14 protein-coding genes are annotated in these 14,090 nt (G+C 62.9%); 6 read left to right on the top strand and 8 right to left on the bottom strand.

Annotated elements, in window-relative coordinates:
- Positions 1 to 72: 72 nt before the first annotated feature.
- The gene (locus tag YUO_RS0102790) at positions 73 to 453 is read right to left on the bottom strand and encodes a DUF3597 domain-containing protein (RefSeq protein WP_028345935.1); all 381 of its coding nucleotides are present in this window, start codon (positions 451 to 453) and stop codon (positions 73 to 75) included.
- A 291-nt stretch (positions 454 to 744) separates the two neighbouring features.
- Between YUO_RS0102790 and YUO_RS0102785 the strand changes: the two genes are divergently transcribed.
- From YUO_RS0102785 to YUO_RS0102765, 5 genes are all read left to right on the top strand, one after another.
- Positions 745 to 1,650, top strand: a complete 906-nt coding sequence (locus YUO_RS0102785) for a DUF2189 domain-containing protein (RefSeq protein WP_028345934.1) — start codon at positions 745 to 747, stop codon at positions 1,648 to 1,650.
- A 217-nt stretch (positions 1,651 to 1,867) separates the two neighbouring features.
- On the top strand, positions 1,868 to 2,680 hold the full coding sequence (locus tag YUO_RS0102780; RefSeq protein ID WP_028345933.1) for a lytic murein transglycosylase: 813 nt from the start codon (positions 1,868 to 1,870) through the stop codon (positions 2,678 to 2,680).
- Between the two features lie 495 nt (positions 2,681 to 3,175).
- Positions 3,176 to 3,328 carry a DUF1127 domain-containing protein gene (locus tag YUO_RS44460; RefSeq protein ID WP_074278622.1) on the top strand — a complete coding sequence of 51 codons (153 nt, stop codon included), beginning with the start codon at positions 3,176 to 3,178 and terminating at the stop codon, positions 3,326 to 3,328.
- A 132-nt stretch (positions 3,329 to 3,460) separates the two neighbouring features.
- Complete coding sequence (gene trmFO / locus YUO_RS0102770) at positions 3,461 to 4,894, top strand: methylenetetrahydrofolate--tRNA-(uracil(54)-C(5))-methyltransferase (FADH(2)-oxidizing) TrmFO (protein WP_028345932.1); 1,434 nt, start codon at positions 3,461 to 3,463, stop codon at positions 4,892 to 4,894.
- A gap of 4 nt (positions 4,895 to 4,898) precedes the next feature.
- The gene (locus tag YUO_RS0102765; RefSeq protein ID WP_028345931.1) at positions 4,899 to 5,993 is read left to right on the top strand and encodes a serine/threonine protein kinase; all 1,095 of its coding nucleotides are present in this window, start codon (positions 4,899 to 4,901) and stop codon (positions 5,991 to 5,993) included.
- A 116-nt stretch (positions 5,994 to 6,109) separates the two neighbouring features.
- Here the strand turns inward: YUO_RS0102765 and YUO_RS0102760 are convergent, their stop codons facing one another.
- Genes YUO_RS0102760 through yajC form a run of 5 tightly spaced genes read right to left on the bottom strand, consistent with a single transcriptional unit; the run spans position 6,110 to position 10,401 of the window.
- Positions 6,110 to 6,973: a phytoene/squalene synthase family protein gene (locus YUO_RS0102760; RefSeq protein ID WP_028345930.1), complete on the bottom strand. Its 864-nt coding sequence runs from the start codon at positions 6,971 to 6,973 to the stop codon at positions 6,110 to 6,112.
- Positions 6,970 to 7,353 (bottom strand): Mth938-like domain-containing protein, encoded by a 384-nt coding sequence (locus YUO_RS0102755; protein ID WP_028345929.1) that lies wholly within the window; start codon positions 7,351 to 7,353, stop codon positions 6,970 to 6,972. Before YUO_RS0102755 ends, YUO_RS0102760 begins: the two co-directional genes overlap by 4 nt.
- 2 nt (positions 7,354 to 7,355) lie before the next feature.
- On the bottom strand, positions 7,356 to 8,378 hold the full coding sequence (secF, locus tag YUO_RS0102750; RefSeq protein ID WP_028345928.1) for a protein translocase subunit SecF: 1,023 nt from the start codon (positions 8,376 to 8,378) through the stop codon (positions 7,356 to 7,358).
- A gap of 10 nt (positions 8,379 to 8,388) precedes the next feature.
- Positions 8,389 to 9,990 carry a protein translocase subunit SecD gene (gene secD, locus YUO_RS0102745; RefSeq protein WP_028345927.1) on the bottom strand — a complete coding sequence of 534 codons (1,602 nt, stop codon included), beginning with the start codon at positions 9,988 to 9,990 and terminating at the stop codon, positions 8,389 to 8,391.
- A 48-nt stretch (positions 9,991 to 10,038) separates the two neighbouring features.
- Positions 10,039 to 10,401, bottom strand: a complete 363-nt coding sequence (gene yajC / locus YUO_RS0102740; protein WP_028345926.1) for a preprotein translocase subunit YajC — start codon at positions 10,399 to 10,401, stop codon at positions 10,039 to 10,041.
- 194 nt (positions 10,402 to 10,595) lie between these two features.
- Here yajC and YUO_RS0102735 point away from each other — a divergent pair, with 194 nt between their 5' ends.
- A complete protein-coding gene (locus tag YUO_RS0102735) occupies positions 10,596 to 11,582 on the top strand; it encodes an ATP-binding protein (RefSeq protein WP_028345925.1) in 987 nt (328 codons plus the stop codon).
- 164 nt (positions 11,583 to 11,746) lie between these two features.
- Here YUO_RS0102735 and YUO_RS0102730 read toward each other — a convergent pair whose 3' ends face one another.
- Both YUO_RS0102730 and YUO_RS0102725 read right to left on the bottom strand, forming a co-directional pair.
- Entirely contained in the window at positions 11,747 to 13,117 is a 1,371-nt protein-coding gene (locus tag YUO_RS0102730; protein WP_028345924.1) for a LysM peptidoglycan-binding domain-containing M23 family metallopeptidase, read from the bottom strand.
- 109 nt (positions 13,118 to 13,226) lie between these two features.
- Positions 13,227 to 13,871 carry a protein-L-isoaspartate(D-aspartate) O-methyltransferase gene (locus YUO_RS0102725; RefSeq protein WP_083754436.1) on the bottom strand — a complete coding sequence of 215 codons (645 nt, stop codon included), beginning with the start codon at positions 13,869 to 13,871 and terminating at the stop codon, positions 13,227 to 13,229.
- Positions 13,872 to 14,090: the final 219 nt, after the last annotated feature.

Below are 14,090 nucleotides of genomic sequence, written 5' to 3'. Positions count from 1 at the left end.
TGCGTTACAATCGCACCAAAAAAGAAGGCCCGCGCCGCGGCGGACCTTCGCATGTCAGGACCAAGCGAAGCGTCAGTGCTTGATATCAGGCGGCAGCTTGCCGCCATTGGCGGCCAGCTTGGCCATGACCTGCTTGTGCAGCCAGATGTTCATGCTGGCGGAATCGTTGCTGTCCCCGGTGTAGCCGAGTTCTTTCGCAAGATCCTTGCGCGCGGCGAAGCTGGAATCGATGTCGAGCGCCTTCATCAGATCGACGATCGAGGTGCGCCACTCCAGCTTCTCACCCTTGGCCTTCACTGCCTGATCGAGGATCGGCGCGACGTCGACAGTCGCCGCAGGTGCAGCGGCCGCACCGGGGGATGAGCCGCCTCCCGCAGCCGCACCGCCGCCAGCCGGCGCGGCATCTGCCTTGGTGCCGAAGATCGCGCTCATGATTTTTCCGAAAATGCTCATCGTTCGCTCCCAATGAGTTGAGGATGGGGTGAGTCTTGGGCGGCACTGTTTGACCGGCAGCACCACGCCGGGATCGGTTGCAAGTCTAGCCACCTAAGGGAAGCTTGCCAATGAAACATTCACCTAAGCGTGAGTGCGTTTGTTGCTGTTTGGAAGTATCCTATCTCGACAGTTCGCGACATGGCCCAGTTCCATCCTCTGTCTTCGCGTCTGGCTTGATCGTGATCGTTTTATGAAACGGCGCGTGTGCGTCTTTCGATTGGCACGCAATGCGGCCGTGAGGGAGCGACCATGGCCACCTATCACGGCAATGTCACATCGATGGCGCAGCGCGCACCGGATGCCGCTGCCGCGCCAGTCATCCGAACCATCGGCTTCGCCGAACTCGGTCGCGCGTTGCGGCGCGGCTGGGAGGATTTCAAGGCAGTGCCAAGCCACGCCATCCTCCTGTGTGTGATCTATCCCGTTCTCGGACTGGTGCTGGCACGCGCCGTTCTCGGCTATTCTGTCATACCGCTGTTGTTTCCGCTGGCCGCAGGCTTCGCCCTGATCGGCCCATTCGCGGCGCTCGGCCTTTACGAGATGAGCCGCCGTCGCGAACGCGGCGAACAGGCAACTGCCTGGGATGCGCTCGAGGTGCTGCGTTCGCCGTCGTTCGGCGCGATGCTCGGGTTCGGCGTGCTGCTGCTGGCACTTTTTGTGACCTGGGTGGCGACCGCGCAGGCGATCTACATCGCTGCGTTCGGCTATGAGGGAGTGACCGGCTTTTCCGATTTCGCGACGCGCGTGCTGACGACGCCACAAGGCTGGTGGCTAATCGTGGTTGGCTGCGGCGTCGGCTTCCTGTTTGCCCTCGTCGCGCTCTGCATCAGCGTGGTTTCGTTCCCACTGATGCTGGAACGTCATGCCGGCGCTGGCGATGCGATGGTGACCTCGCTGCGCGCGGTCGCACATAACCCGGTGCCGATGGCTGCCTGGGGCTTGATCGTCGCGGTGCTGCTGGTCGCGGGAACGTTGCCGTTCTTCCTCGGCCTTGCCGTCATCATCCCGCTGCTCGGGCACGCTACCTGGCATCTCTATCGCGAGACGATAGAGCCGGAACTCAACCCGCAACCGCTTCCGCCCCGCGCGCACCGCGAACGCAAGCCTGCTGCCGACTTCCCGGCCAATCTGTTCCCATGGCGGCGCAGGGAATAACGTATAGGCCTGCACGGAACCTGATCGATCAATCCGCCGGTCGAATCCGACCAGCGGATTAACTGTTCACCTCTCACTAACGATGAATTGAGCACATTCAACGGAATAGCATTGCGGGCACCTAGATAAGCCTTGTTTTGGCCGACCTTGCTTCGAACATTCGGCGTGGCGTCGACACTAATGCTGAAGACGCATCGATCGTGGAGCGAACGGCACGATGATCTCTCGCCTTTCCCTGCGCGCCCTGACCTTGGGTGCGCTGTTACTGACCTCTACTGCCGCGCTCGGTGCGCCCTGCGGCACGGGCCCGTTCGAAACATGGCTGGAAGACTTCAAAAAGGAAGCGGCCTCCAAGGGAATATCGGCGTCCGCCATCCAGGCCGGCTTGACCGGCGTCACGCTCGACAAGAGCGTGCTGGCCCGCGACCAATCGCAAAAGGTCTTCAGCCAGAGTTTTGAGGAATTCTCCGGCCGCATGGTCCCGCCGCGGCTGACGCGTGGGTCCAACATGCTCAAGCAATACGGCTCGGTGCTCGGGCGCATCGAACAAGCGTATGGCGTGCCCGGCGAAGTGCTGGTGGCGATCTGGGGCCTGGAAACCGATTTCGGCGTCAACATCGGAAAATTCCCGACACTGCGCGCGCTGGCGACGCTGGCTTACGATTGCCGCCGCGCCGACCTGTTCAAGGCCGAGTTGATGGACGCACTACGCATCGTCGAACGCGGCGATATCGCGCCGCAGGAAATGCGCGGCGCCTGGGCCGGCGAAATCGGCCAGACCCAGTTCATGCCGTCGTCCTACATCAAGTTCGCGGTCGACTTCGACGGCAACGGCCGCCGCGACCTCCTGCGCAGCCCACCCGACGTGCTGGCCTCGACCGCCAACTTCCTCGCCAACCACGGCTGGCAGCGCGGCAAGGATTGGGAACCTGGCAGCGCCAATTTCGCTGCGATCAAGGAGTGGAACAGGAGCGAGGTCTACGCAAAGACCATCGGCTATTTCGCGACGCAGCTTTCGCGGGCGCCTTGAAACGAACTCAGAGGACTGGCCGTGGTGACCGGCCCTGCAGGCCGGGCCCATTCACCAAAAGCTGCCATTGCGGCGGCCCTACCATGATTGTCCCACGTAATAATGAATTTATATTCATTTTGCTTTGCAAACAACATGCGATTCGCGCATAAGAAGATTTTAAGAGCGTCGCTATTCGCGGCGCATTTTGTCGGCCCTTGAAAGCCCTCGAGCTGGTTTCCGACCTCCTTGGTCGCCAGTTAAAAGTTATCTGAAGATTACGTGAAACCCGCAAATCTACGGCATTACTTTACATGTTTGGCGCACGTCCATCGCGCTTCCGCCGGCTAATCCGCCACCATGTCGACTCGTTAAGCGGCCGTTACCGCCGTTATGCGTTCTAGGATTAGCTGCATCGCAACATAGGAACTTCCGCACTGCAAAAATCCAAGCTATATTCATTTCAACGATGAGGCCATCCTCCAAGGGCTGAATCGTAACTGCAAGGAGACTACCATGTTGCTCTCGCTCATCCGCATGATCCAGGCGTTCCGGGATTATCAGCGCAATGTCAGCGAACTGTCCCAGCTCAGCGATCGGGAACTGGCCGATATCGGCCTTGATCGTTCGGACATTCCGCGCGTTGCCGCCGGAAACTATAACGGCTGATCATTGCTCAGCCGCCTGGATGAACGGATAACGCCCGCCCCGCTGCGGGCGTTGTCGTTTGCACCGGGCCAGGCTTCGCTTGGAAGCGCTTCGTAGGTGCGCCAGGCGCGAAAACGCGCTAACCCTGCGCGCATGATTTCCAACACTCCCCAAACTGACACCGTCCATGTGATTGGCGGCGGCCTTGCCGGCTCGGAAGCGGCCTGGCAGATCGCCAATGCAGGCGTTCGCGTGGTCCTGCACGAGATGCGCCCCTCGCGAATGACCGAGGCCCATCGCACCGAGGGCCTGGCCGAACTCGTCTGCTCCAACTCGTTCCGCTCGGACGACGCCGCCAACAACGCCGTGGGCCTGCTGCACGCCGAGATGCGCCGGCTGGGCTCGCTGATCATGCGCTCCGCCGACGCCAACCAGGTGCCCGCGGGTGGGGCGCTGGCGGTTGACCGCGACGGATTTTCCGCCGCCGTCACCCGGGCCTTGCACGACCATCCCCTGATCGAGATCGACCGCTCCGAGATTGCCGGCCTACCACCGGCCGAATGGGGCAACGTGATCGTCGCCACCGGCCCCCTCACCTCGGCACCGCTGGCGGACGCCATCCGCGAACTCACCGACGAGAACGCGCTGGCGTTCTTCGATGCGATCGCACCGATCGTGCACAAGGACTCCATCGACATGTCGGTAGCGTGGTTTCAGTCGCGCTACGACAAGGTCGGGCCCGGCGGCACCGGCGCCGATTACATCAACTGCCCGATGACGAAGGAGCAATACGACGCCTTCGTCGCGGCGTTGCTCGCCGGCGAGAAGGTAGATTTCAAGGACTGGGAGACCAATACGCCTTATTTCGACGGCTGCCTGCCGGTCGAGGTGATGGCTGAGCGCGGCCACGACACGCTGCGGCACGGTCCAATGAAGCCGGTAGGATTGACCAACCCGCACAACCCGATAGTCAAACCCTATGCCATCGTGCAGCTACGACAGGACAACAAGCTCGGCACGCTCTACAATATGGTCGGCTTCCAGACCAAGCTGAATTACGGCGCGCAGCAGCGCGTGTTTCGTACCATTCCGGGGCTCGAGAACGCCGAATTCGCCCGGCTCGGCGGCCTGCATCGCAACACCTTCCTGAACTCGCCAAAGCTCCTGGATGGGCAATTGCGGCTGCGCGCGCAGCCACGGCTGCGCTTTGCCGGCCAGATGACTGGCTGCGAGGGCTATGTGGAGTCCGCCAGCATCGGCCTGATCGCAGGTCTCTACGCTGCAGCCAATGCGCGAGGACAGTCGCTCGAATCACCGTCTGCGACGACGGCGCTGGGCTCGCTGCTCGGCCATATCACCGGCGGCCACATCGAAACGATCGAGGCCGGAACACGCTCGTTCCAGCCGATGAACATCAATTTCGGCCTGTTCCCGCCGCTTGCCAACGTGCCGACCAAGAAGGCCGATGGCAGCAGGCTGCGCGGCAACGAGAAGACGGTCGCCAAGAAGCAGGCGCTCAGCGCGCGTGCGCTGACCGATCTCGATCGCTGGATCGCTGATCATCTGCGCGTAGCAGCGGCGGCGTAATCCCATGGGCTTGCCGAAAGACGACGCTGCCATTTTATCGGCGCTATGGATTGAAGGCGTGCTTTTGAAGCGCGACGTATTCTCCACCGTCGAACGGGGCCGGTTTCGCGACGATGCCGGCGAGGTCGATGCCGTGCTGCGCCGGCTCGATCAGGTGCCGCTGTGGTCTTATCCGCTCGCCCAACATCTGTTCGTCCGCGAGCGCCGCGCGCTGGCACTGGCACGCGATCTCGATGTCGGCCCGAGACTGCTATGGGCCGGTCGGCGGGCACTGGTGCGCGGCTTCATTGACGGCGTCGCGCTGCACCTGGCAAAACCCCATGGCGACATCGCCTATTTCCGCTCCGCTAAGCTCGCTCTTCGCAAGCTGCATCGGGCCGGCATCTGCCACAACGATCTCGCCAAGGAGCAGAACTGGCTCGTGGGCCGCAACGGCCGCGCCTATCTCACCGATTTTCAACTCGCCGCCTGTTTCAAGACTCGCAGCCGGCTATTCCGGATCGCGGCTTACGAAGATCTGCGGCATATGCTGAAGCACAAGCGCAGCTACGCGCCGGCCGCGCTGACGCCGATGGAGCGCAAGATTTTGGCGCGCAAATCCTTTGTCGCCAGCATCTGGCTCAAGACCGGCAAGAAGGTCTACCAGGCCATCACCCGCGGCCTGTTCAACTTCACCGATCGCGAAGGTGGCGGCCGCCGGCTGGTCAACGACGCGCCGGTGCTGAGCGCCCTGATCAGGAAAAATCCTGAAGTGCGCGATACCGCCATTGTCGCGTTCGCCGACCGCCGTACCGGTGTCGGGCTGTACGCCTTCGTCGAGGCCGACGAGGTCGCACTGGAAAAGCAGTTGCGCAGCGAGCTTTCTTCCGCCAAGGGCGTCAGGCCGCCGGAGCATATTCAGGTGGTGCACGCCTTGCCGCGCGACGCCGCCGGCAAGCCGCGCACGGAGATCCTGCAGCTCGTCGCGATGAATCAGGTCGACCTGATCGAGCCGCTGATCAACAACGAGGTCGACCGCGCGTTCCTGAAGGACATTCTGGAGAGTCGCAAGAATCTGCGGGACCGGTTCAATTTTGAGAGTAGCGAATTGAATTCGTGATAGACACTCCGGCGTCATTGCGAGGAGCGCAGCGACGAAGCAATCCATTCTTCCGTTATGCCGCGAGATGGATTGCTTCGCTCCGCTCGCAATGACGCTGCAAGATCAGAGCCCTCTTACTCGCCAAATTCCCGCGAGCGCGAAGCGCGCCAGAGCGTCCACAGCGTCCGAAGTCGTGACGTTGGATGCGGCACGAACGGATCGACGTCAGCCCGTGACATCCGCTCCAGATCGCGGCGAACCATCGCCAGCGGCAGGAATACCGGTCGCACTTGCGGCGGCACATGCGTGAGCAACTCGAAGGCCGTACGGAGATGTTTTTGCCCCTCTCCGATCAACTGATCAATCGCGGCGCGCGCCTGCGGCGCCTGCTTGCCCGAAAAGACCTGCTCCATGCCGCTGCCATGTTGCTGCAGCAATTGCAGTGGTACGAACAACTGCCGCCGCGCAGCATCGAGCGGCAGCGCTGCGATCACCTGCGCCATGCCCTGGGCGAGACCCGCATGGCGGGAGAGATGGTCGATCGCGACCGACGGCTGTGCCGCAGTCCGCGCAGCCAACGAGAACAGCGCCGAGGCGGTGTCGGTGACATAGCCTTCCAGCGCCGCCATTGACGGCATTGGATCATTGTAGAGGTCGAATTGGTGCTCCTCGATCAGCCGCGACAGCGGCTCGATCGGCAGGCGGAATTCGGCAATGGTCTGCAGGAGTTCGGCTGCAACCGGATTGCCTTCGACGCCGCCATGGCCGGCGCCTTCCAGCATATCGGTCCACCATTGCAGCCGGATTTCGCCCGGCAGAGGCTGGCTGACCTGTTCGCGCACGCGCAAAATCTCGACGTTGAAGGCATAGATCGACAGCAGTGCGCGACGCTGGACCTGAGGCAGGAACAGTGTCGAGGCATAGCGGACAAAGTCGTACGTGCGCACCAGATCGGCGCAGAACGCAGCGGATTCTTTCGACGTCGCCGTGGCGCTCATGGCACCGCGATCAACGCCGCAGCGACGCGCCGCCGCTCGCCCAGCATGATATTGTAGGTGCGGATCGCCGGTCCCGTCTGCATCGGGTCCAGCACCACCCTGACCGCACGCAGCGCTTCGCGCAGCCCGTGCGGGGGCAGCCAGATTTCGGTGCCGGAGCCGACGATCAGCGTATCGATGGAATTGGCCGCCTTGAACACGCGGTCCAGCGAATATTGATCGATCTCGGCGGGCTTTGTCACCGGCCAGGCCCAGATGCCGTCCGGCAGGCACAGAAGCGAGCCGCGATGCGACATGTCGGCGAAAGCGAAGCCGCCCTTGCCGTAGGCTTCGATCGGTGCCGGCCTCGGAAGATGCGGAGCGTCCGAGGATGTTGCCATGACTACTTCTTTGCCGGCGTATCCGGCTTCTTCACAGGCGTATCCGGCGCCTCGCGGTGCTCACCAACGCCCAGATAGATCAGGATCGGCGCGGCGATGAAGATCGAGGTGTAGGTGCCAACCAGCAGCGCGCCGAACACCATGACGGCCGTAAAGCTGTGGATCGCCTGACCGCCGAACAACAACAGCGCCAGCAACGCGAGCGTCACCGTGACGTGAGTGATGATCGAGCGCGACAGTGTCGAATTGATGGATTCGTTCAGCAGTTGCGGCATCGGCATTTTCTTGTAACGCCGCAGCATTTCCCGGATGCGATCGTAGATCACGACCGTATCGTTCAGGGAGTAACCGAGAATCGTCAATAACGCGGCAATACTCGTGAGGTCGAAGTCGACCTGGGAGATCGACATGAAGCCGATCGTCAGCACGATATCGTGGACGTTGGCGATCATGGCGCCGAGCGCGAACTGCCATTCGAATCGGAACCAGAGATAGATCAGGATTGAGAAAATCGCGAGCATCATGCCGAGCATGCCGTAAGCCAGCAATTCGCCGGAAACGCGCGGTCCCACCACCTCGACGCGGCGATACTCAACGGAATCGCCGAGCGCGCCGCGGACTTTCTGCACCGCCGCCTGCTGCGCGGCGTCGCCGCCGGGTTGCTCGGCTACCCGAATCAGCACGTCGGCCGGACCGCCGAATTGCTGCAACTGAATGTCGCCTAGGCCAAGATTGCTCAGCGACGCGCGCATCGCGCCGATATCGGCGGAACCGGACTTGGACTGCACTTCAAGCAGCGTGCCGCCCTTGAAGTCGATGCCGAAATTCAGCCCGTGGGTGAAAAACAGCACGATCGCAAGGATCGAAAGCGCCGCGGAGATTGGAAAGCTGATGCGACGAAAGCGCGTGAAATCGAAATGCGTGACGTCAGGGACGATGCGCAGCGGCGGCAACAGATCGAACACAGCGACCACGGTCAGCACGACGATCAGAACGCCCAGCGCAATGAGAATAGATTGAGTCACAGTGGGGTCCCTAGATCGGCACGGTCTTCGGCCGCTTCCAGCGCACCCAGCCAGCGACGATCAGGCTGGTGAGCGTAAACGCTGTGAAGACCGTGGTGATGATACCGATGCCGAGCGTGACGGCGAAGCCGCGAACCGGGCCGGTGCCGATGTAGAACAGCACCGCTGCGGCAATGAAGGTGGTGATATTGGAGTCCAAGATAGTCGCCAGCGCCCGCCTGAAGCCGGCGTCGATCGCCGAGATCGCATTGCGTCCGCCGCGCAGCTCCTCGCGGATCCGCTCATAGATCAGCACGTTGGAATCGACCGCGATGCCGACCGTCAGCACGACGCCGGCAATGCCGGGCAGCGTCAGCGTGGCGTTGAGTAGCGACAGGATGCCGAAGATCATCGCGACGTTGATGGCCACCGCTATGTTGGCGAACACGCCGAACAGGCGGTAGGTCAGCAGCATGAATGCGATGACCATGATCGAGCCGACATAGGCTGCGAGCTTGCCCTTCTCGATCGAGTCCTGCCCGAGGCCGGGACCGACGGTGCGCTCCTCGATCACGGTCAGCGGCGCCGGCAGTGCGCCGGCACGCATTAGCAGCGCGAGTTCGTTGGCCGCCTGCACCGTGAAGTTGCCGGAAATCTGCCCCTGGCCGCCGGTGATCGGTTCACGGATCACGGGTGCGGATATCACCTTGTTGTCGAGGACGATGGCAAAGGGTTGCCCGACATTTTCCGACGTCGCCTGCGCGAATTTGCGCGAGCCCGAACTGTTGAACTTGAAGTTCACTATCGGCTCGTTGGTGCGCTGGTCGAAGCCCGGCTGCGCGTCGGTCAGGTCGCCGCCCGACACCAGCACCTGCCGCTTGATGACGTAGGGAACCTTGGGCGATTGCTCGCTCATCAAGACTTCCGAATCCGCCGGAACCCCCCGCCCCGACTGAACCTGATCCGGAGATACCGACGGATCGACCATGCGGAATTCCATCTTGGCGGTCTGACCAAGGATGCGCTTCAGGTCGGTTGGATCCTGCAATCCTGGTACCTGGACCAGGATACGATCGGTGCCTTGCCGCTGGATCAAGGGCTCGACCGTGCCCAGTTCGTTGATACGGCGCTCGACGATCTGGATCGACTGTTCAATCGTTTGCCGGATGCGCTCGGTGATGGCGGCTTGCGGCACGGTGAGACGGAACAGGCCGCCGCCGGCATCGGAGACTTCGAGGCTGCGCTGCCCTGAGGAGCCGAGCAGGCCGCCAAGCGGCTGCGACAGCTCGCGCAGCTTGGTGAGGGCCGCCTGCTGGTCACTCTCCTTGACACGGACCTCGACGGCGTCGGCGCGCACGGCCAAGCCTGTATACCCGATCTTGGCGTCGCGCAGCACGCGACGGACTTCGTCGCGCACCTGATCGAGCTTTTCCTTCTTCACGTAGTTGGAATCGACTTCGAGCAGCAGGTATGAGCCGCCCTGCAGATCGAGGCCGAGCACGATGTGGCGCTGCGCCCACACCGGCCAGGTCTTCACACGCTCCTGGGAAAAAAAGTTCGGAACCGCGAACAGGCAGACGATCACCGCGGTCAGAATGATCGCCAGCGCCTTCCACCGCGAGAAATACAACATCGAGTAGACCCGTCAGGAAAATGCGCCGCGGCAAGCGGCGCGGAAAACTCAGCTCGCGGACGTCTCGTCCTTGGCCTCACTCTTTTCCTTGGCCGGCTCGCCCTTGGCGCGAACGCCCGAAATCATCTGCCGCATCTGCCGCACGCGGACGCCGTCCGAAATCTCGAACTCGATCTGGTCGTCGTCCACCACCTTGGTCACCTTGCCGACCAGGCCGCCCGAGGTGACGACGGTGTCGCCGCGGCGGATGTTTTTGACCAGTTCCTGGTGATCCTTGATCTTCTTCTGCTGCGGTCGCAGAATCAGGAAGTACATGATCACGAAGATCAGTGCGAACGGCAGCAGCGACATCAACATGCTGTTGGCATCGCCACCGGCTGCAGCCTGGGCGTACGCAGGGGTAATCAGCATTCGAACAATCCTCGTGAGACGGAAAAGAACCGGCCATGCCTGGGCACAGCAGCTTGGACATGTCGCCGGTCCGGGTAAATTTGCGCGGACTATAGCGGCGGCGGGCCCAATTGCAACGTTGGCCGCCCCCTCATTTAGGCCGCTTGCGAGAGCTTCCAAGGCCCGTTAAGGCTGCGCCGTCAGGAACTCGGGAAATGTCGAAAAAAGTCAAGAAAACTGCGGCTCAAACAGCGTCCCGCGCCGCCCCCAAGGCCGCCTCGCGAGGACATGGGAAAACCGCGACAAAAGGTCCGGCAAACAGGCTTAACGGCGCCACCGCCGAGCGGATCGCCATCGCGCTGGAAGCGATCGCCGGCCATCTCTCCGCGGCCTCGCCGGCGACGGGAGGCCCCGAGGCGTTCAGCTCGGCCGATGCCTTTGTCTGGCATCCGGAGGGGCGCCTTTCGCCGGTACCGCGCGTCAGCCGCGTCGACCTCGGCCTGCTCAAGGGCATCGACCGGATGCGCGACATCCTGATCGAAAATACCGAGCGCTTTGCCGACGGCCTGCCCGCCAACAATGCGCTGCTGTGGGGCGCACGCGGCATGGGCAAATCGTCGCTAGTGAAGGCGACACATGCCAGTATCAACATCGATCGCAAGCCGGCCGACCGGCTCAAGCTGATCGAGATTCACCGCGAGGACATCGAGAGCCTGCCCGGCCTGATGGACCTCTTACGCAGTTCCGATTTCCGCTTCATCGTGTTCTGCGACGACCTCTCCTTCGACGGCAATGACGCCTCCTACAAATCGCTGAAGGCGGTGCTGGAAGGCGGCATCGAGGGACGCCCCGACAACGTCATCCTCTACGCCACCTCGAACCGGCGGCACCTCTTGGCGCGCGAGATGATCGAGAACGAGCGCTCGACCGCGATCAACCCCGGCGAAGCCGTCGAGGAGAAGGTGTCGCTGTCGGACCGTTTCGGTCTGTGGCTCGGCTTTCACCGCTGCAGCCAGGATGAGTACCTCGCCATGGTGCGCGGCTATTGCGGCCATTTCGGCATCAAGATTGCCGACGAAGAGCTGGAGCGCGAGGCGCTGGAATGGTCGACCACGCGCGGCTCCCGCTCGGGGCGCGTCGCCTGGCAGTTCACACAGGAATTGGCCGGAAGGCTCGGCGTGAGACTGGCCGGGAAGTCATGACGGACTGCGTTCCCCGGGCGCTGCGCAGCGCCATAAGCGCGTTTACGCGCGTCTTCGACGCGCTATGGCGGTGCGCTGCAGAACCGGGTCCAACTTCACGGCACGCTCTGGGTCCCGGCTCTGCGGCGCAGCGTCCTACTGCACCGCGTCCGGGACACGAAGCCTTACGCCCCGTTCAGGAATTGAAGCGGGTCAACCGGTGAAGATCCCTTGCGGATTTCGAAGTGGAGCTGCGGCGACCCCACCTCGCCCGATTGACCCGATTTGGCAATGATCTGGCCGCGCTTGATTGTATCGCCGCGCTTCACCAGCAGTTCACTCGCATGGGCATATGCGGTGACGTAACCGTTGGAGTGCCGCACCAGAACCAGATTGCCGTAGCCCTTGAGCTCGTTGCCGGAATAGGCGACCACGCCATCTTCCGCGGCTTTCACCGGCGTTCCCTCCGGCACCGCCAGGTTGATCCCGTCATTCGACTTGCCGTTGGTCTTGGCGCCATAGCTCGTGATCACCTTGCCACGCACCGGCCAGCGGAAGGTCGGCAGCGCGCCGGTGGCTTCGCTGGGCTTGACCGAGGCTTGCTCGACGACCGGCTTCTCCTCGGTGACGTTGGTGGTCGCCTGCGCGAGCCGCGCGCTCTGCGGTGGACCGCCGGCCGAGGCTACCTTGGTGGCCGATGCCGCAACCGCTGCGGCCGGCTGGGCCGGAGCTGCGGCAACGGGCTGGGCCGCCGGTGCTGTCGCGGCGGATTTCGAACCCGGCACGGTCAGCTTCATGCCGAGGCTGAGCTTGGCGGACTGATCGAGATTGTTGGCCCTGGCGAGTTCGCTGACCGAAACCTGATTGCGCCGGGCGATGCTCATCAGCGTATCGCCGCGATTGACGACATGGACGCTCGGCGCTGCCGCCGCGGCAACCGGCTTGCTGGCCGCAGGCGCGATGGCCGGCGCGGGCGCTGCCGTCGCCGTCTGGCGCGGAATGATCAGTTGCTGGCCGGGCGACAGCACGCGCGGGCCCTTATAGCCATTGGCCTGCAGGATCGCAGCGGCTGAAACGTTGTAGCGCTTGGCCAGAATGTCGAGCGTGTCGCTGGTGCCGACGATGATCGTGGTGCCGCCCGGAGCAGATGGGCGCGCAGCGGCCACCGAGCGTGGCGGCACCGTGGCGGTGGTCTCGATGGGCGGGCGCGATGGCGGCGCATAGGACGAAATCCCGCGCCCTCCTCCCGACACCCCGCCCGAGTTGGCGGGATAGGCCTGCGGCGCAGCAGCGGCGGGCGGCGGCAGGTCCTGGGACTGATATTGCAGGGTCGAGGCCTGCGGCCGGGCATATTGCGGCGGCTCGCGGCGTTCGACGGCGGGAGCTCGCACCGAACCGGTCGCTTCGGGCTGAGAGGCAAAGGGATTGGAGAACGAGCTATCGGAAAAGCGCGTCTGCATATCGGCGCTGCAGCCGGCAAAGCCGACCGACATCAGCGCCAGCACCGCGGCCTGCGGTACCCGACGCGAGCGAAGCAACTCGGCGAGACGGGACATGGTTACTCACTCGTACGCAACAAAATACTGTTTTGAGTAAACACGTACCGAGTAAATAACCGCTTAACCCTTGGAATAAGATGTTGGCGGGAACCGCCAATCCGGGATTCTACAGTTCGCGCGCAATTCCCGGCAGGGCCGGGACGAAGCGCACATCGACCAACCCCTTGCGCTCAAAACCGCTGTCCGTTCGGGTCACCCTGACCAGCGTCTGGCTGCCATGATGGGGCCCGACCGGCGCGATCAGGATGCCGCCTGGCAGCAGCCGCTCCAACAGCTTTTCGGGGATTTGCTCCATCGCAGCCGTCACGATGATGCGGTCGAAGTCGCCGGCGCCAGGCGGAATCTGGAAGCCGTCGCCCAACATCACTTCGATATTGAAATAGCCCAGCGCTTCGAGCCGGTCGCGCGCGGTGTCCGCCAGCGTCCGGTAGCGCTCGATGGTCAGGACATGCGCGCTTAGCCGCGACAGCACCGCGGCCTGGTAGCCGGAGCCGGTCCCGATCTCGAGTACCTTGTGGTGCTTCTGCAGTTGTAGCTGCTCGGTCATGTAGGCGACCACGAAGGGCTGGCTGATGGTTTGCCCGCAGGCGATGCCGAGCGCGCTGTCACGATAGGCATGGCCGCGATCGCCAGCCGCCACGAAATGCTCGCGGGGCACCTCTTCCATGGTCCGCAGCACCGCCTGGTCGCTGATCCCCCGCCGCCGCAGAGTGAGCTGAAACATCATCTTTTCGAGCGGTTCTTGGGACATAGCGGTCTCGTGGCGGGAGTCTGCCGCCAATCCAATGCTTCGGCCTCGCCGGATGTAATATAACGTCCGCGCACTTAAGGAATGATTTTCCTTAAGATTGTGGTTCCTAGTCCGGAACTGGGACCGCGTCCCGACGTTGGGGCCCGGGAAAATCCTTTGCGAAGAGTCTTCACACACCGCCTAGCCGCCCATACCGACATTGCACCCGGGTCCGTTTTT

The organism is Bradyrhizobium murdochi, from assembly GCF_000472965.1.
GTDB classification, from domain to species: Bacteria; Pseudomonadota; Alphaproteobacteria; order Rhizobiales; family Xanthobacteraceae; genus Bradyrhizobium; species Bradyrhizobium murdochi.
The sequence above is the reverse complement of the archived record's forward strand: the minus strand, read 5'-3'. Positions and strand labels throughout refer to the sequence as shown.